This is a genomic window from Candidatus Fermentibacter sp., from assembly GCA_030373045.1.
In the GTDB taxonomy this organism is placed as follows: domain Bacteria; phylum Fermentibacterota; class Fermentibacteria; order Fermentibacterales; family Fermentibacteraceae; genus Fermentibacter.
This window is the reverse complement of the sequence record JAUCPW010000003.1, coordinates 1-16,951: the sequence shown is the minus strand read 5'-3', so window position 1 is coordinate 16,951 and position 16,951 is coordinate 1. Positions and strand designations below refer to the sequence as shown.

Below are 16,951 nucleotides of genomic sequence, written 5' to 3'. Positions count from 1 at the left end.
ACCTATTCCGGCATCTCCAGATTCGTGTGGACCGCCTGGACGTCGTCGTGCTCCTCGAGCATCTCGAGCAGCCGGGCGGCCTGCTCGGCCTCCTTCCTGTCCGGCACGACCACGTTGTCGGCCACCTTGGTGGATTCGGCCCCGTCCACTGTGATGCCGGCCTTCTCGAGGCTCTCCTTGACGTTGTAGAGCTGGGCCGGGCTGGTCACGACGATGATGGTGTCGTCCTCGGACTGGATGTCCTCGGCGCCGGCCTCGAGCCCGGCCTCCATCACCTTCTCCTCGTCGTACTTCCTCGCATCGACGAAGATCTGGCCGCGGCTGGTGAAGTGGTAGGCGACGCTGTTCTTGGCTCCCAGCCTGCCGCCTCCGCGCGTCAGCATGTGCCGGATCTCGGCGGCAGCCCTGTTCTTGTTGTCGGTGAGGACATCGATGAGGATGGCCACTCCGCCGGGGCCGTAGGCCTCGTACTGCATCTCCTCGTAGACAACGCCCTCGATCTCGCCGGTGCCCCTCTTGATGGCCTTCTCGATGTTGTCGGCAGGCATGTTGCTGGCCTTGGCGGCATCCACGGCCACCCTGAGACGGGCGTTCATGTTGGGATCGCCGCCGCCTTCGCGCGCCGAAGCCGTGATCTCCTTGACCAGCTTGCTGAAGAGCGCGCCTCGGACGGCGTCGGCCTTGCCCTTCTTGTGCTTGATCGTGCTCCATTTGTTGTGTCCCGACATGATTCCCTCATTTCATGGAAGATGGCCGGTAAAATCAGTTGTTGAAGACTGCATCCGGTGACCGGAAAAACACAGGAGCGCCCGTGCATCCGCCAGGGCCGTATATGGCAGTACGAAGCGCGTTCCTGCAAGCCGGAGGCCGCGCTCGACGGGGTCGAAACCCACTGCGGCGAGAGAGGGTGCGGATGTCTCCGTCACGAGGTCCACGCGGGCCAGGCCGGGGTTGTCGCGCCTGAGCCCCGCGATCAGGACGGCATGGGCAGTCTCGCGGGCCTCACGCCCGGACATGACACCTCCGGCCAGGCAGCGGACCGGGTGCGGCCGGCCCTCCATGGTTCCGAGGATCGACGACAGGAGGGAGCCGAATCCGGCAGCCCGGTCGCACGCGAAGGCCGGCACGGCGGCTTTCGTCGAGTACGGCTTCGTCTCGACGAACTCCAGGCCTCTCTCGGCCGAAGTGTCCAGTTCCCTGGGAAACTCGATCCGGGCCGGGCAGTTCTCGTCCCTGACGAGGATGCCGCCCCGCTCGACCGATACTTCGACCAGCCAGAACGGCAGGTGCAGGGCCGGTTCCTCCGGCGAGGGGAGCACCGACAGGGCCACCTTCTCCGGGCAGCCCGACTCGATGCTCCAGACCGAATCGCAGCCGCGGCAGTAGAGCAGGATATCGTCGGGCAGCCCCGTGAGGCCGGTTCCGCAGAGCCCGCAGGCGAGGCTGGTCATCTCCCTCTCAGACCACGACATCGCTGCCCTTCCTGCTCACGGAGTCGAGCATGTCCATGAGCTTCCAGGTGCCCAGTCCCAGCATCGCGCCGGCCAGGAGCGTGACCGACCCGCAGCCCCGCAGAGCGGAACCGCCGTCCAGGGAGGAGAGGACGAAGGGCAGGCAGGCGGCCCAGAGGGCGGCCACGATCGAGGCCAGGATGTTGATGTCGCGCCTCCTGCCGGGAAGGATTCCCCTGATGACCTTTCCGGACGCTCCATCGAGGACCGCCCGGTAGGGAGAGCCGCCGCACTGGAAATCGACCACCCAGAGAGGGTAGAAGACAAGACGCACGCGGCGGCAGGTGATGGCGTGCCACGTCCACCGCTGCTCCAGCGCTCTCGCCGATCCCCCGGCCAGCCGCTCGAAGTACCTGTCGGCGCTCGCGACCGCCTGGCTCAGGGGCATAGAAGGGTCGACGAGGACACCCTCTCCGGCCGACCGGGAGTCGAGGACCTCGAGGCCCTCCGGGAGTTCGTTCCGCTGTATCTCGAGGCCGGTCATCGAGAGCTGGGCGTCCTCCCCCATCGACGGGATGCCGAGGGGCTCAAGGTCTGCGGCGCTGACGTTCACGCTCCCGAACACCCTGATCTCGCGGGAGACGGCCTTCGCACCCTTCCTGATCCGGACGGTCCGCGTCTTCCCGAAGACGGACATGTTGTCGCCGCCCTGCTCGGTGTCGGTGGCCACGGGCAGCTCCTGCTCCTCCCATACCGGCTCCAGCCCGAACGCAAAACCCGTGACCTGGGCCGAGACATGCCAGAACGGCACGTAGAAGAGCCTCGGTCTGGCCACCCTCGCCCTGGAGAGCGCCCCGCGCCGTATGCTCGGACCCTCGAGAAGACGCCTCACGGCCCTGAGGGCTCCGGTCCCGTCCATGGCAGAGGGTCTGAGCAGCCTGACGACTGCGTCGGTCCTCCTGACCCTGGTGCCGCAGTGGCGGCATGACCCTTCTACGTCTCCCTCCCTGAAGTCGAGAAGACCGCCGCAGGCCGGGCAGGAGAGGGCCCTGGGACCGGTCACCGGAGGATCCTGAAGCGGATGTAGAGGGCGCATCCCGCGATGCATGCGACCAGGGAGGCCTCGAGGCCGCCCTGAAGCCCGGCGCCCGCAAGCCTCGCCGCCGCGAAGACCGCTCCCGACAGGAGGGAGAGGGCGATCAGGGCTTCGACGAAACTGGCCGAAGGCAGCCTGACTTGATTCGACGCTGCTCGTGCGCCGCCGACGGGGAGCCCGCTCACCGCGTCGACGAGGAGCGTCTCGGGAATCCCCCTGTCCTGTGTCCGGACCCGGAAGAAGGGATGGTAGACGATCGTCGAGGCTTCGGAACCGGTATTCTCAGCGCCTTCGCCCGCCGGCGGCATGAGCTGTTCGGGCGAGGCATCGTTCTCCGACAGGACCGTCATGGCGCCGGAGGGAGGCCGGTAGCCCTCGAGATCGGGCACGGGCTGCGAGAACGCAGCCTCGAGGCCCGCCCCCGGGATCTCGCGGTAGGGGTAGTAGATCAGTTCGACCGCATCGATGCCCACTCCGGGGAGCAGCCTGCGGAGGGAGTCCTCGCCGATCGAAGGAGAGGATATCATCAGGATCCTGCCCGGGATCTCGAACAGCATGCGTGCGCCGCAGTACGGACATCTCAGGAAGAACTCCCTCCTGAGCACCCTCAGCCCGGCGCCGCACTGGCTGCAGGAAGTCTTCATGCCCCCCCGCCCCTCTTCGCGATCATCTCCCAGAAGTACGCCTCGATGCCGTCGAGCATCCTGTCGATGGAGAACACTTCGACCACGCGGTTCCTCGCGCGCCTCCCGGCCTCGGCCCTGATCCCGGGATCGCCGGCGAGCCTGGAGACATATCCCCCGAGAGCGGCGGCATCGTCCACCGGGAATATCATGCCGTCGGGGCCGACGACCTCCGGCAGGCTGCTGGCGTCGGAGACGATCACGGGCTTCCCGCAGGACATCGCTTCGGCTGCCGCGTAGCCGAATCCTTCGTTGATCGAGGGCATGCAGAGCATGTCCATCGAGTTGTAGCATCCCACCATGTCGTCTACGGGGCCGGTGAAGACCGTCCTGTCGAGGACACCCGCCCTCGAGGCGGCCTCCTCGGTCTCCATCCTGTGCCGCGCAGTCGGCGCGGGACCGGCCACGAGCAGCCTCATCGCGGGGAAGGTCCCCACCAGTCCGGAACATGCCTCGAACAGGACTCCGTGCCTCTTCCTGGGAAGGAGCGAGCCCGCGATGCCTACGACGAGATCGCCCTCCCCCAGGCCCGCCGATGCCCTGAACCGGGCTCCGGCCACGGGGTCCGGAACGAACCGCCCGGTGTCGATGCCGTTGTATATCCTCCGGAGCTTTCCCCTCGGAAGCCACCTGTTCTTCGAAAGGATGCTGTTCATCGTGGAGTCGCTGTTCACCATGACGCCGTCCACCAGGCGGCTGTAGGAGATCCTGTACCTGAGGCTGTTCTTGAAGCCGTAGTCGCTGCCCCTGCGGCGGATGAAGACCACTCCCTCCATCCTCGCGGCGATCCCGAGGCTCCTGACCTCGCGGTCGAGATTGCAGCAGGCCACCTGTGTCCCGTGCCCGGCGAAGAGGGATGCCGCCCGGAAGACCGACCGGGGGCTGAAGTCGCCCCGGATGGGGATCGCCTCCACACGGAGGCCGCCCCCGGCCAGGGCCCTCTCTTCCAGTGAGCTTCCCGGCCGGCAGACCAGGATGACGTCGTGTCCCCTCCCGGCCAGCCCGGCGGCGGCGGTGAGGCTCCAGTTCTCGCCGCCTCCCCAGGTCATCATCGAGTTGCTGATGACGATGCGCATGGGCCCGGCCGGGCTCATGACGGGCTTCCTCCGTCCAGGATCCTCGCGGCCTGGACCCCGTCCCTGCCGTAGACGGCGCCTATGCCCCGGGCGAACCCCTCGGTGACCACGGCTCCACCCACGAGTATGGGCGGCACGGGATCGAGTCTCTCCCGCAGCAGTGCGACTGCGGCCGCCATGACGGGAAGGCTGGGGGTCAGCAGCGCGCTCAGGCCGACTGCATCAGGCTTCTCGCGAAGGGCCGCCTCTACGATCACCCCTGCCGGGACGTTCCTGCCGAGATCCACGATCCTCCAGCCGTGCCCGGCCAGGATTGCGGCGACGATGTTCTTGCCGATGTCGTGAACGTCGCCCTCGACGGTGGCCATGAGGACGGTCCCCCGGCAGGCCGATCCGCCCGAGATCCTCCGGATGGCGCCGAAGCATGCCTCGACCGCCTCCGCGCCCGCCAGCAGCATGGGCAGGAAGATCCTGCCCTGCTCGTACTCCGTCCCGAGCCTGGTCACCGCGGGCACCAGCACCGACGCCACGAGCCCGGACGGGTCCGTGTCCTTCAGGGCCCTTTCGACCGCCTCCACCGCGGAAGCGGCATCGCCCCCAGCGATGGCCTCCTCGATCGTGGGTCCGTCCGCGTCCGGGCGGGGTGCCGGCTCCATGGCGGGCGCGCAGCCGGTGGCGAGCCCGGTGAACCCCGCGAAGCCTTCGCCCGGCGAGATGAGCAGCCGGGCTGCCGACGGCAGCAGGCCACCATCGGAATCCAGCGGGTCCATTATCGCAGCCGAGAGGCCGGCCTCCACGGCCAGGGTCAGGAATGCCCTGTTCACGGCACTCCTCGCGGGGAGGCCGTAGGAGACATTGCTCAGCCCGACGATGGTTTCCAGGCCGTACTCGCTCCTGATGCGGCGCAGGGTCTCCAGAGTCACGAGCGCAGCCCCGGGTGACGCAGCCTCGGAGAGGACCACGGGGTCCACGATCACGTCCTCGACACCGAGTCCGAAAGCCCGGGCGGCGGCCAGCATCTCCCCGAGCAGCGCGATCCTGCCCCCGGCGGTGTCGGGGACTCCGTGCGCATCCATCAGCAGCGCCACGAATCCCGCCCCGTGCTTCTTCACGAGAGGGAGCTCGGCTTCTAGCCTCGACGGGATGCAGGGTATCGAATTGACGAAGGCCCGTGCCGGGTATTCGGGCAGCGCCGATGCGACGACTCCGGGCAGGGGACTGTCGATGAACAGCGGGAGCCCCGGCACTCCGTCCAGGGCCGCGACGGCTCCCGGCATGAACGAGGCTTCGAGCCCCGGGTCGCCCACGCCGACGTTGAGGTCGAGCAGGTTCGCGCCGGCGGCGGCCTGCCGCGCGGCCGACCGCCTGAGCACCCCTGTGGAACCGCTCCGTATAGATGATGCCAGCGCCCTTCGCCCGGTGGGATTGATCCTCTCGCCGGCGATCAGGAAGCCCCCGCCGCCGAAGACCAGCCTCGAGGTCCTGGAGGAGATCGAGCAGACCCTGCGCGGCCTCGTCCGGGCGGCCGGCATTCCGGAAAGTGCTTCCGCGATGGCCCTGGTGTGCTCGGGGGTCGACCCGCAGCAGCTCCCCGCCACGGACGCCCCGGCTTCGCAGACCCGGACGGCCGAGCCCGCCAGGTCGCCGGGGGTGGCGGCCCATGTCGTTACGCCGTCCCTGACGGTCGGGATCCCGGCGTTGGGCATGTAGCACACGGGAAGGCTCGAATGTGCCAGGAGGGCGAGCGCGGCAGCCTCGTTGTCCGGGAGGGAGGCTCCGCAGTTGACCCCCGCCATGCCGGGGCCGAACGCCCCGGAGACGTCGGCTAGCACTTCGGCGGGCGTGCCGGTCACCGTCCTCGCGTTTCTCTCGAAGCTCATGCTCATGAGGATAGGCAGCCGCGGGCCGGCCTCCCTGACCGCCGAGGCGGCCAGCCTCAGCTCGCGGATGTCGGTGAAGGTCTCGAGGAATATCAGATCGACGCCGCACTGCACCAGCAGTTCCGCGAGCTCCCTGAAGCAGGCCGAGGCCTCGGCCGGGCGGACCGGTCCGAAAGGTGCGAGGAAGCTCCCCAGCGGGCCGATCGAGCCGGCGACCAGGCAGTTCCGTCCGGAAGCCCCTGACCGCGCTGCGAATACGGCCCGATCCACGATATCGCGCTGCCTCGACTCCAGGCCGAACTCGGAGAGCTTGAGCCTGCCCGCGCCGTAGGTGTCCGTCACGAGGATGTCGGCTCCGGCCGCGGCATACTCGCGGTGGGCGTCCCGCACCCTGTCGGGATCCTCCAGCAGGATCTCCTCCGGGAGTGCGGAACCGGAGTGCCCGCTCCCCGAGAGAAGAGTGCCCATGGCGCCGTCCGCCACCAGGACACGACCCCCGAACCTGTCTATCAGAGCCTCCATCCGATCACCCCCGATACCGTCTTCCTCGGCACCATCATGCCGGAAGTCTCTACCCGGACCCCCAGCGAAGGGAACCGTCCGGTGAACCAGCGCTGGTAACCCAGCGAGAAATCGCCGTAGCCCGGGCTGAACCTGTGCATCGTCCTGGCTCCGGCCGAAAGGGCCAGCTCCGCCTCGCGGCGCTGGATCCACCTGGCGCAGGCCTCGGCTGCCTCCGAGGCCGCGGCGTCGAGGACGGCCTGCATCGAAGGGGTGCGGGCGAGCGCGTCTATCTCCTCGTCCACGCGCGGACCGAGAGTGGCGAGGAAGACCGTGCAGGCGGTGCATCCCTCGAGACGGGCCGCCAGGCAGGCGCTCTCGAAACGCACATCCCGGAGCCCCACGCCGGAGGTCGACACATCGACGACATCCATGTGCTCGCGCTCGCACGCCGGTTCCATCAGACCAAGGATCTTCCCGACCGCCTCCCCGGCGCGCACGGCCCAGTCTCCGGCGGGCATCCCGGGCCTGTAGCCGAGCCGGAGGAGGACCATGCGCTGCGTGAGCCGGGGCTCCGGCCGCTCAGCAGAGCAGTGATTCGACGACATCGTAGCCGTTGAGGGCGGGCATGATGCAGACTCCGTCGACACCCATGTCCCTCAGCCCCTCGAGAACGCCCCTCGCGAACGAGATTCCGGCGGCAGCCTCGGCCTCCTCCCCTCCGGCGCTCCTCATCGACTCCAGGAGTTCCGGAGGGATGCTCATCCCGGGCACCTCGTTCGCGAGGTAGTCGAGGCCTCCGGCGGTCAGCACGGGCATCAGCCCGGCGATCACCGGCAGACCGTGCTTCCTGAGCTCCGGATGGAAACGGGCGAAGCCTTCGAGGTCGAAGACCGGCTGCGTCTGCACGAAGCCCAGGCCGGACCTGGTCTTGCGTTCCAGGGCGGTCAGCTCCTGCGCATGATCGGCCGGCGATGACGGCACCCCGGCTCCGCAGAAGATCCCGGCCGGGCCGTTCAGCCTGTTCCCGAGGACGTCGCGGCCCCGGTTCAGGGAGTCCACCATCCTGACAAGGCCCTCGGAACGGACGTCGTAGACGGCGGTGGCGAACGGATAGTCGCCGATGCTGGGAGGGTCGCCGGAGAGAGCGAGGATGTTCCTCAGACCCGTTGCGGAGAGCCCGAGCAGGTCGGACTGCAGGGCGAGGATGTTCTTGTCGCGGCAGGTCGCATGGATCACGACCTCCAGGTTCAGCTCCCTCCTCACTATGGATGCGAAGGCGGAGGGGGACATGCGGAGCCTCGCCATCGGGCCGTCCGAGACGTTCACGGCGTCCACCCCCAGGCCCTTGAGCTTCCGGAGCCTCTCGAGGAGCTTCTTCGAGTCGGGTCCCCTGGGAGGGTCGACCTCCACGCTCGTGACGAACCGCCTGCCGAGCATGCTCTTGAGGGTGGTCTCCACGACCGGGGGCGCCGCATCCGCGGAATCGTCGTGCGACAGCTGCACGCTCACGCGCCTGCGGTTCCCGGGGGTCGCGCCGCGCACGGCCCTAGCGACGGCCGAGACATGCTCGGGCGTCGTGCCGCAGCATCCGCCCACTATCGAGCATCCGGCGGCCACCATCCGGGACGAGTAGAAGCCGATGTGCTCGGGATTGCGTGGGTATGTGAACCTCCCGCCCTCGAACCTCGCGACCCCGGCGTTGGGCATGGCGCAGACCGGCTTGCCGGTGGCCTGCGCTATCTTCTGGATCACCTTCAGCATGTCCATGGGCCCGGTGCCGCAGTTGACCCCAACGACATCGGCCGGGAGCTCGTCCAGTGCATGCCCGGCGTGCAGGGGATGGAGCCCCCCGATCGTCTGTCCGCCCTCGAGGAAGGTGAGCATGGCCACGGACGGGGCCCCTCCCGCGGCATCCAGCGCATCCAGTGCCGCCGCGAGTTCACGCGGGTCGTTGAACGTCTCGAAGATCACGAGATCGACCCCGGCGCCCAGAAGAGCCCGGAGCTGCACTCCGAAGGCCTGCTCCATAAGCTCCGGGGTCATATCGTCGAGCGCCTCTGCCGGCCTCGTGACCGGGCCGACCGAGCCCGCCACCATGGCCCCGCCCGAAGCGGCCCGGGCGATCCCCACCCCGGCCCTGTTGATCTCGGCCGTTGCGGAGCCCAGTCCGAAGTACTTCTCGAGCACCACGGGGTTCGCACCGAATGTGTTGGTGGTGATGACCTCGGCGCCCGCGAGGACGTAGTCCCTGTGGATCCCTGCGACGATGTCCGGATTGGACAGGTTGAGCTCGTCGTAGCAGCTCCCGCCCGCCGCCCCGCGCTGGTAGAGCAGCGTACCCATCGCCCCGTCGAAGACGATGGCGCGCCTCTCTGCGAGCCTGTCGAGGAATCCGCCCAAGCCGTCCTCCGTCATCGTGTTGCCCGGTTCCGGTCCCCTGCCGTCCGGACGATACCCGGCTTTATGTGCATCGCCGCGTACCTCCGCAAGCCTGCCCGGAAGAGGGCGGAAAGAAAGGTCCGGGCCGCGGATGGCCCGGACCCGTCGTCCCCCGGGGTGACGCCGCTACTTCTCGGCTCTGCCCCCCACGAACCTGTAGACGAACGCACCTGCTACCGCGCCGATGATGGGCGCGACCCAGAACAGCCAGAGCTGCTCGAGGGCCCAGGTGCCCTGGAATACGGCGACCCCGGTGCTGCGCGCGGGGTTCACCGAGGTGTTCGTCACGGGGATGCTGATCAGGTGGATCAGCGTCAGCGTGAGGCCGATCGCGAGAGGTGCGAAGCCCTGGGGCGCCCGCTTGTCGGTCGCACCCATGATGACCAGCAGGAACATCATGGTCATCACCACTTCGCAGATGAGCGCGGCCCCCATGGAATATCCCTGTGGCGAGTGGGCGGCGAATCCGTTCGACGCGAAACCGGCGGTCACGTCGAACCCCGCGGTCCTGCTCGCGATGAGGAAGAGCACTCCACCTGCAGCTATGGCGCCGAGGACCTGGGAGGCGATGTACGGAAGGAGGTCCTTCGCCGGGAAGCGGCCCCCGGCCCACAGGCCTATCGAAACGGCAGGGTTCAGGTGACACCCGGAGATGTGGCCGATGGCATAGGCCATGGTGACCACGGTCAGGCCGAACGCGAGCGCTACGCCGAGATATCCGATGCCGACCCCGGGGACGCCCGCGGCCAGTACTGCGCTGCCGCAGCCTCCCAGGACCAGCCAGAAGGTCCCGAAGAACTCCGCACCCAGCTTCTTCATGATGCTCCCTCCATCTCCACTGTGGGCGGGGATGCTACCTGAGCTGCGGCCAGCCCTTGTTCCCGCTCCCTATGTGCAGGACCCCGTAGAGGATCAGCATCGAGAACACGACGCCGGAAAGGACCGCGAAGCCGGTGCCACCGGCCATGACTTCGAGAACGACCTTCACGGCGCTGATGATGAGCAGGCCCCAGAAGCCCCACTTCCTCCACCTGAAGATCGCCATCACGCAGACCAGGCTTGCCACGGCCAGCCCGATCATGATCGGGAAGTACCAGCCGAAGGGCTCGCCCACGTCGCCGAACCACTGCACCATGTTGCATCCCGTGTAGGTCAGGATAAGGACGAGGTTCCACAGCAGCAGGAGGAGCAGCCAGACCGTCAGGCAGCCGTGTCTTCCGTTCTCCCCGGCCATCGATCTCTCCTTTCGAGACGGTTGAAGGTGCTATCGGCTGTTCGGCCGGTCATCCCGGCAGCGCGGGGATATGCAGTGGCCGGGGTGGCGGGACCATGTAGATTCAACATCGGCCAGCACCAGCGCGGTGTCAAGAACACTCCTCATCGCCCCTCCGTGCATCTCCCCCGCGGCGGTTGCCGTCCCGTCCCGCGGGGTCGGCCCCGCGCCCCAGCGGACGGCTCGCCGGGTTCACGAGGAATGCCGCTGCAGCGATAGCAAAGGCCGCGGCGAGCACGAGGAACCCGGCCGCTCCTCCCGGTCCCCGCCGGCCCGCGATCCGTTCCGGTGATTCCCGGGGTGTTGCACGGCTTGTCACCATGCTACCCCCTTATCATCACCAGCAGCATCTTGAAGCGTTCCACGGCGGAGAGCGAGTGCGGCCTGCCCGCGGGCATGACGATGAATTCGCCGGCACCTACCATGTGCGGTATCCCGCCGATGCTCACTTCGGCCTCGCCTTCGAGGACGTCGACGATGGCGTCGAAGGGGGCTGTGTGCTCGCTGAGCCCCTGTCCGGCATCGAAGGCGAACACGGTCACGGTGCCCGCCTGCTTCCTCACCAGCTCGCGGCTGACGACCGATCCCTCCTGATACTCCACCAGGCCGGCCAGCCTCGTCACGGGAACGATCCCGCCCTCTCCATCTCCCATTTCCATCTCCTCCCGTCGAAAGGAACCATCCGGACGCCTCAGGCCTCCAGGAAGGCTGCAGGCTCCTCCCAGTGCGCACCGAAAACGAACCTGGCCAGCGGGTTCCTCACCCTCGGCTCCAGATCGCGCGAGGCTAGATCGGCGGGGAGCCCGCCGGGGTGGCCGGGTCGGCCCACTGCCATCCCGGTGATCGCGTCGAAGCCCTCGGGGATGCCGAACAGCTCTCGTGCCCTGTCGGGGAGTATGCCGGACATCTGGTGCACGAACAGCCCGCGCGAGGTCGCCTCGACGAGGATGTTGGCCGATGCGAGGCCGAGGTCGTGGAGGGCGGTGCCGTTCTCCCTGCCGTTGCGCGAGAAGCGGCGGGATGCCACGCCGAGGGCCAGCACCGGGGCGAAGGCCGCCCAGACCCTGTTGCCGTCGACCAGGCATGACAGCACCTTCTCGAAATGCTCCGGATCCGCCCGCCTCGCGACGATGTATCTCCAGGGCTGTTCGTTGTATGCCGAAGGCGCCCATCTTGCGGCCTCGAACAGGGATTCCAGGTCGGCATCCGGAACCGGCCCGGAGTCGAACGCGTACGGGCTCCACCTCTCCGCTACTAGTGCATGGATGGGGTGATCCGACGAGGCCATCTTCACAGACGGGGACCCGGACACTTCGACCTCCCTTTTTAGCAGATCGGCACCTTCCCTCCGACTATGGGGCCGGTGGTCTGGCATGGGAACCCGGGCTGGATTAGGTTTCCCCGGCAGGGAGACGGACCCGAGAAAGAAAGGCCCGAAATGACCGCATTCGCGGATGAGATAAGGCAGGGCATCCCGGCGTCGATTCCGGACATGCCCCCCGAGGCCCCCGGGATCAGCCACGCCCCGGCCAGGCCGCAGGTGCTCGACAGGAGGGGCAGGGAGCTGGCCCTCGCCAACGCCCTCCGCTACTTCCCCGCAGAGTGGCATGGCAGGCTCGCGCCGGAGTTCGCCCGCGAACTGGCGGTGGACGGGCGGATCTACATGCGCCGCTTCAGGCCGTCATACGAGATGAAGGCCCGCCCCATCGGCGAGTACCCCGCGAAGTGCCGTCAGGCCGCCGCGATCATGCTGATGATCCAGAACAACCTCGACCCGGCCGTGGCGCAGCATCCGTACGAGCTGGTCACGTATGGCGGGAACGGCACCGTATTCCAGAACTGGGCGCAGTACCTGCTCACGATGCAGTACCTGTCGGAGATGACGGGAGAGCAGACCCTCGCGCTCTACTCGGGACACCCCATGGGCCTCTTCCCGTCGCATCCCGACGCGCCCCGAGCGGTGGTCACCAACGGGATGGTCATACCCAACTATTCGTCCAGGGCGGACTACGACAGGATGTCCGCCCTCGGAGTGACATCCTACGGCCAGATGACCGCGGGCAGCTTCATGTACATCGGCCCCCAGGGCATCGTGCACGGCACGACCATCACCCTCCTGAACGCCGGCCGTCTCTATCTCGGGCTCGAACCCGGCAGGAACCTCTCGGGGAAGGTCTTCGTGACATCCGGCCTGGGCGGGATGAGCGGAGCCCAGGCAAAGGCCGCGGTGATAGCGGGTGCCGTCTGCGTCGTGGCGGAGGTGAACGGGTCGGCCCTCCGGAAGAGGCAGGACCAGGGCTGGCTGATGGAATCCGACGACGACCTGGACAGGATCATGGCCAGGATGGAGAAGGCGCGGGCGTCGGGCGAGGCCCTGTCCCTGGGCTACCTGGGCAACGTCGTCGACCTCTGGGAGAGGCTGGCCGCCGAAGGCTGCCCCGTCGACCTCGGCAGCGACCAGACTTCCCTGCACGCGCCGTACACCGGAGGCTACTACCCCGCCGGTCTCTCGTTCGAGGAGTCGAACCTGATGATGACGGCCGATCCTGCCGGATTCAGGGAGGCGGTCGGCGCATCGCTCCGCAGGCAGGTGGCGGCGATCAACAGGGTCGCCGGGGCCGGCATGGCATTCTGGGACTACGGAAACGCATTCCTGCTCGAGGCTTCGAGAGCCGGCGCCGAGGGCATCCTCGGGGAGGACGGCTCCTTCTCGTATCCATCGTACGTCGAGGACATCATGGGCCCGGTCTGCTTCGACTACGGCTTCGGCCCCTTCCGCTGGGTCTGCTGCTCGGGCAGCGACGACGACCTCGACGCGACCGACCGCATCGCCGGCGAGGTGCTCTCGGGGATGGCCTCGGAAGCCCCTCCGGAGACCCGGCAGCAGCTCCTGGACAACCTCCTGTGGATCAGGCAGGCGAAGGTGAACCGGCTGGTGGTGGGTTCGAGAGCGAGGATCCTGTACGCCGACCATCCCGGTAGGATCGGGATCGCGCTGGCCTTCAACGACGCCGTTGCCCGTGGGGTCGTCTCCGGCCCGATAGTCCTCGGGCGCGACCACCACGACGTCTCAGGGACGGACTCGCCATACCGCGAGACCGCTAACATCAGGGACGGCAGCTCGTTCACCGCCGACATGGCTGTACAGAACGTGATCGGAGACTCGTTCAGGGGCGCGACCTGGGTGTCGCTGCACAACGGCGGCGGCGTGGGCTGGGGCGAAGTGACCAACGGAGGGTTCGGCCTGCTGCTCGACGGATCGCCGGAGGCGTCGCGCAGAGCCTCCTCCATGCTGTCGTGGGACGTGGCCAACGGCCTCGCGAGGAGGGCCTGGGCCAGGAACCCCGGCGCGGTGTTCGCAGTATCGCGAGCAATGGAGTCTGACGGGGCCATGCGGGTCACGCTGCCCGTGCCCGCCGACCCGAAAGCGGTGTCCGCGGCCCTGGACGGCGTCTAGGGGGAGGCCCTCCCGAGCGCGGACCTGACAGCGGCCTCCAGCTCCTCCCCCTCGAAGGGGATTCTGCCGGAAATCACGGCCGCGAGGCCGTCATCCAGGTTCACCAGGACCTGAGGACCTGGTTCGGGGGAGGCGCTTCCCGCGAGATGCGAGAGCCTCCTGCCCATCACGCGCGCGAACCTGACGTGGAGCCCCGGGTGGTCATGCTCGAGCAGCCCCGCGGCCTGTTCGAGCTCCTCCCGGGACGGTGCGCTCACAGGTAGAGGTCCCTCTCCCCCGCCTTGATGCGTTCGAGGTATCCCGCCACGATCTCGCGCGGCCCGTCGACCGGGAGGGACTCCAGCTCCTTCTCGAGGAGCACCCAGCCCTTCTCCCTCGTAGCGGGCGAAGCGTAGTCGAGCAGGTATTCGGCGAAGGTCAGCACGGCGTTGGGCATGCAGAAGCCCTGGATCTTTCCGGACTTCGAGAAGCCCATGAAGCAGCCGCCGGTGCGCCCGCACCTGTAGTCGGCGGTGCAGAAGCTCGTGATCATGCCCATGTCCACCAGCTCGCCCACGACCTCGTCCAGGGACCTCGGGTCGGACAGCATGAACTGCTGCTTCTCGCCCTTGATCGTGCCCGACGAGTAGCCGCCTATGCCGATGTTCGACCCGGCGTCGATCTGCGTGACGCCCACCGGGATGACCTCTCGTCTGATCTCCGCCGGCTCGCGCGCCGTCAGGATCAGGCCGGTGTACGGCACCGAGAGCCGCAGCACCGTGACGAGCTTCTTGAACTGCTCGTCGCTGACGCGGTGTGCGGGGTTCTCGGTGTACGGGGTGTTCAGAGCCGGTTCGAGCCTCGGGAAGCTGATGGTGTGGGGACCCACGCCTCCGAAGTACTTCTCCAGGCTCATGGTGTGGAGAAGCAGTGCCATGACCTCGAACCTGTAGTCGTAGAGCCCGAAGAGGGCGCCGATCGCCACGTCGTCTATGCCGGCCTCCTGGGCCCTGTGGAGGGCGTAGAGGCGCCATCTCATGTCGCCCTTGACTGTGTCGGCGGGATGGAGCCTCCGGTAGGTGGCGGGATGGTAGGTCTCCTGGAAGACCTGGTACGTCCCGATGCCCACCTCCTTGAGCTTCCTGTAGTCGTCGACGCACAGGGGCGCGGCGTTCACGTTGACCCTGCGGATCTCTCCGCCGCCCTCCTTCACCGAGTAGGCGAGGCGGATCGTGTGGGCGATGAAGTCGGCCCCCGAGCGCGGGTGCTCGCCGTACACCATCACGAGGCGCTTGTGGCCCTTCCGTATCAGGGCGAGGATCTCTTCGCGGAGCTGCCCGTCGGTGAGGCTCGACCTCTGCGTCTCCCGGTTCGAGCTCCTGAATCCGCAGTACTCGCAGTTGTTCACGCAGTAGTTGGATACGTAGAGCGGGGCGAAGAAGACTATCCTGCGCCCGTAGACAGACTGCTTCACCTTCAGACCGGCCTCGTACATCCGCTGCCAGAGCCCCTCGTCCCGGCAGTTCAGCAGCGCGGCCGTCTCGGAGGGATCGAGACGCGCCAGGGACAGGGACTTGTCTATGATGTCGCCGATCCTCGCGGGATCAGGGCTGGAATTGTGTTCGAGTTCCGACCCGATCAGGGCTTCGTCCACGAAGTCCCTGCCGTTCTCGAGATACTTCTCGTCCTCGGCGGAACGTATCACCCCCGAGACCCATGCGTCGCCGCTCATCGATAACCGCCGTTCGGGTGCTGACTTCGTGGCACCATGCCGCTGCCTGACCAGTGTAATATAATGTGGCCGTCGGGGCGCGGGTTCCCGCTTCGACGGGAGGAGGGGCGCCGTGTGGAAGACCGTTCTGTTCGATCTCGACGGCACGCTCCTCGACTATGCCGGGGCGCGCCGGGCCGCCCTAGACGAGAGCCTCTCCGAATTCGGCCTCGAGGCGCCGGACCCCGTCGGCAACGCTCTCCTGGCCTTCCTCGACTCCGATCCGGTCCAGGCCATCGAGGCTTGCAGACCCGGGGCGCCGGCCACTAGCGATCCCTCGCTGCGCTCCATCTTCCCGCTCCGTGACAGGGTCGACTGCCCGGTCTTCCTCGACGCCTTCTTCCGGGCCCTTTCGCGACAGCACGGGCTGATCGACGGCGCGCTCGAGACCCTCGAGGCGGTCAGGCCCGGGCGCAGGCTGGCGGCCGTGTCCAACGGGTTGGGGCCCGTGCAGAGGGCGCGCCTCGCGGATGCCGGACTGATGCAGTATTTCGACGCTCTCGTGATAAGCTGCGAGGTGGGGATGGCCAAGCCCGACCCGGCCTTCTTCCGGGCTGCCCTCAAACTCCTGTCCTCCTCGAAGGAGGATGCCGTCGTGGTAGGCGACGGTGCGGCAAGCGACATGGCCGGCGCGCAGGCCGCCGGCATCGATTTCGTGTACTTCAGACCCGACGGGGTGTTCGCACCCTCGGGCCGGTGGATCGCGAGGATAACCGGCCTGAGGGATCTGCCAGGCCTCCCGGGCTTCCGGGAGTAACGGGCCGGCGCAGCCGGCTTCAGGAGGGGAACATGAGGTTGGCGGTACTGCTGTCCATCCTGGCCGCATTCTCGGCCTTCGCGGGCTACTCGGAGTTCGGCATCCACGGCGGGCTCTTCTTCCCGACCGGTGACGCCGGCGATGCCTACAACACCTGCCCCGAGATAGGCGGGCAGTTCCTCATGCACATGCCGATGTTCGCCATCGAGGCCAGCCTGGGCTATGTCTTCCTCCAGCCCGACCTGGACATCGACGACTACTCAGGGCACATCATCCCCGTGATGGCAGGCCTCCGCACCTACAGCGGCACCGTGTTCTACGGCGGCGGGCTCGAGCTCGACGCCTACAGCGCGAGCTGGAGCACCCCCTCGGGGGATGTCGAGGCCAGCGAGAGCGACCTCGGCGCCTACGGCAATCTCGGCACCACTCTCCCGCTGGGAGGGACGAAGCTCGAGCTCTCCGGCAAGCTCCACTGGATGGACTTCGACGACATGTGGCTCTCGGCCCAGGCCGGCATCTACTTCTAGATCATCCTGTCCGATTGCGAAGAGGGGGGGCCGCCCGGCCGGGGCCGCCCCCCCCAAC

17 protein-coding genes are annotated in these 16,951 nt (G+C 67.7%); 3 read left to right on the top strand and 14 right to left on the bottom strand.

The annotated features are described in order from the left end of the window. Positions 1-2: 2 nt before the first annotated feature. From QUS11_00540 to QUS11_00485, 12 genes are all read right to left on the bottom strand, one after another. Entirely contained in the window at positions 3-728 is a 726-nt protein-coding gene (locus QUS11_00540; protein MDM7991781.1) for a YebC/PmpR family DNA-binding transcriptional regulator, read from the bottom strand. Positions 729-740: 12 nt separating this feature from the next. Next, on the bottom strand, positions 741-1,472 hold the full coding sequence (locus tag QUS11_00535; protein ID MDM7991780.1) for a hypothetical protein: 732 nt from the start codon (positions 1,470-1,472) through the stop codon (positions 741-743). Continuing rightward, positions 1,459-2,514 carry a hypothetical protein gene (locus tag QUS11_00530; GenBank protein MDM7991779.1) on the bottom strand — a complete coding sequence of 352 codons (1,056 nt, stop codon included), beginning with the start codon at positions 2,512-2,514 and terminating at the stop codon, positions 1,459-1,461. The genes QUS11_00535 and QUS11_00530 overlap by 14 nt, the downstream gene beginning before the upstream one ends. Next, a complete protein-coding gene (locus tag QUS11_00525; protein ID MDM7991778.1) occupies positions 2,511-3,191 on the bottom strand; it encodes a hypothetical protein in 681 nt (226 codons plus the stop codon). The genes QUS11_00530 and QUS11_00525 overlap by 4 nt, the downstream gene beginning before the upstream one ends. Next, the gene (locus QUS11_00520; GenBank protein ID MDM7991777.1) at positions 3,188-4,324 is read right to left on the bottom strand and encodes a glycosyltransferase; all 1,137 of its coding nucleotides are present in this window, start codon (positions 4,322-4,324) and stop codon (positions 3,188-3,190) included. Before QUS11_00520 ends, QUS11_00525 begins: the two co-directional genes overlap by 4 nt. Beyond that, the gene (locus QUS11_00515; protein ID MDM7991776.1) at positions 4,321-6,708 is read right to left on the bottom strand and encodes a homocysteine S-methyltransferase family protein; all 2,388 of its coding nucleotides are present in this window, start codon (positions 6,706-6,708) and stop codon (positions 4,321-4,323) included. Before QUS11_00515 ends, QUS11_00520 begins: the two co-directional genes overlap by 4 nt. Next, a complete protein-coding gene (locus tag QUS11_00510) occupies positions 6,696-7,241 on the bottom strand; it encodes a hypothetical protein (protein MDM7991775.1) in 546 nt (181 codons plus the stop codon). The genes QUS11_00515 and QUS11_00510 overlap by 13 nt, the downstream gene beginning before the upstream one ends. Positions 7,242-7,269: 28 nt before the next feature. After that, positions 7,270-9,090, bottom strand: a complete 1,821-nt coding sequence (locus QUS11_00505; GenBank protein ID MDM7991774.1) for a bifunctional homocysteine S-methyltransferase/methylenetetrahydrofolate reductase — start codon at positions 9,088-9,090, stop codon at positions 7,270-7,272. Positions 9,091-9,255: 165 nt separating this feature from the next. After that, on the bottom strand, positions 9,256-9,948 hold the full coding sequence (gene aqpZ / locus QUS11_00500; GenBank protein ID MDM7991773.1) for an aquaporin Z: 693 nt from the start codon (positions 9,946-9,948) through the stop codon (positions 9,256-9,258). Between the two features lie 34 nt (positions 9,949-9,982). After that, positions 9,983-10,363 (bottom strand): hypothetical protein, encoded by a 381-nt coding sequence (locus tag QUS11_00495; GenBank protein MDM7991772.1) that lies wholly within the window; start codon positions 10,361-10,363, stop codon positions 9,983-9,985. A 362-nt stretch (positions 10,364-10,725) separates the two neighbouring features. Then, on the bottom strand, positions 10,726-11,055 hold the full coding sequence (locus QUS11_00490; GenBank protein MDM7991771.1) for a cupin domain-containing protein: 330 nt from the start codon (positions 11,053-11,055) through the stop codon (positions 10,726-10,728). Between the two features lie 38 nt (positions 11,056-11,093). Beyond that, complete coding sequence (locus tag QUS11_00485) at positions 11,094-11,714, bottom strand: nitroreductase family protein (GenBank protein ID MDM7991770.1); 621 nt, start codon at positions 11,712-11,714, stop codon at positions 11,094-11,096. 126 nt (positions 11,715-11,840) lie between these two features. Here QUS11_00485 and QUS11_00480 point away from each other — a divergent pair, with 126 nt between their 5' ends. Then, on the top strand, positions 11,841-13,859 hold the full coding sequence (locus QUS11_00480) for a urocanate hydratase (GenBank protein MDM7991769.1): 2,019 nt from the start codon (positions 11,841-11,843) through the stop codon (positions 13,857-13,859). Here the strand turns inward: QUS11_00480 and QUS11_00475 are convergent. Together QUS11_00475 and hydG are read right to left on the bottom strand one after the other, a co-directional pair. Next, entirely contained in the window at positions 13,856-14,116 is a 261-nt protein-coding gene (locus tag QUS11_00475; protein ID MDM7991768.1) for a hypothetical protein, read from the bottom strand. The two genes, QUS11_00480 and QUS11_00475, sit on opposite strands and share 4 nt — an antisense overlap. Next, positions 14,113-15,570 carry a [FeFe] hydrogenase H-cluster radical SAM maturase HydG gene (gene hydG / locus QUS11_00470; GenBank protein ID MDM7991767.1) on the bottom strand — a complete coding sequence of 486 codons (1,458 nt, stop codon included), beginning with the start codon at positions 15,568-15,570 and terminating at the stop codon, positions 14,113-14,115. Before hydG ends, QUS11_00475 begins: the two co-directional genes overlap by 4 nt. Positions 15,571-15,682: 112 nt before the next feature. Between hydG and QUS11_00465 the strand changes: the two genes are divergently transcribed. Both QUS11_00465 and QUS11_00460 read left to right on the top strand, forming a co-directional pair. Then, a complete protein-coding gene (locus QUS11_00465) occupies positions 15,683-16,366 on the top strand; it encodes an HAD family hydrolase (GenBank protein MDM7991766.1) in 684 nt (227 codons plus the stop codon). Between the two features lie 32 nt (positions 16,367-16,398). Next, entirely contained in the window at positions 16,399-16,893 is a 495-nt protein-coding gene (locus QUS11_00460; GenBank protein ID MDM7991765.1) for a hypothetical protein, read from the top strand. Positions 16,894-16,951 lie beyond the last annotated feature (58 nt).

Excerpts from the sequence above, each read along its gene's own strand:
- QUS11_00540 (MDM7991781.1), bottom strand. The coding sequence starts at position 728 with ATGTCGGGACACAACAAATGGAGCACGATCAAGCACAAGAAGGGCAAG.
- QUS11_00535 (MDM7991780.1), bottom strand. The coding sequence starts at position 1,472 with ATGTCGTGGTCTGAGAGGGAGATGACCAGCCTCGCCTGCGGGCTCTGC.
- QUS11_00525 (MDM7991778.1), bottom strand. The coding sequence starts at position 3,191 with ATGAAGACTTCCTGCAGCCAGTGCGGCGCCGGGCTGAGGGTGCTCAGG.
- QUS11_00520 (MDM7991777.1), bottom strand. The coding sequence starts at position 4,324 with ATGAGCCCGGCCGGGCCCATGCGCATCGTCATCAGCAACTCGATGATG.
- QUS11_00515 (MDM7991776.1), bottom strand. The coding sequence starts at position 6,708 with ATGGAGGCTCTGATAGACAGGTTCGGGGGTCGTGTCCTGGTGGCGGAC.
- QUS11_00510 (MDM7991775.1), bottom strand. The coding sequence starts at position 7,241 with ATGGTCCTCCTCCGGCTCGGCTACAGGCCCGGGATGCCCGCCGGAGAC.
- aqpZ (MDM7991773.1), bottom strand. The coding sequence starts at position 9,948 with ATGAAGAAGCTGGGTGCGGAGTTCTTCGGGACCTTCTGGCTGGTCCTG.
- QUS11_00495 (MDM7991772.1), bottom strand. The coding sequence starts at position 10,363 with ATGGCCGGGGAGAACGGAAGACACGGCTGCCTGACGGTCTGGCTGCTC.
- QUS11_00490 (MDM7991771.1), bottom strand. The coding sequence starts at position 11,055 with ATGGGAGATGGAGAGGGCGGGATCGTTCCCGTGACGAGGCTGGCCGGC.
- QUS11_00480 (MDM7991769.1), top strand. The coding sequence starts at position 11,841 with ATGACCGCATTCGCGGATGAGATAAGGCAGGGCATCCCGGCGTCGATT.
- hydG (MDM7991767.1), bottom strand. The coding sequence starts at position 15,570 with ATGAGCGGCGACGCATGGGTCTCGGGGGTGATACGTTCCGCCGAGGAC.
- QUS11_00460 (MDM7991765.1), top strand. The coding sequence starts at position 16,399 with ATGAGGTTGGCGGTACTGCTGTCCATCCTGGCCGCATTCTCGGCCTTC.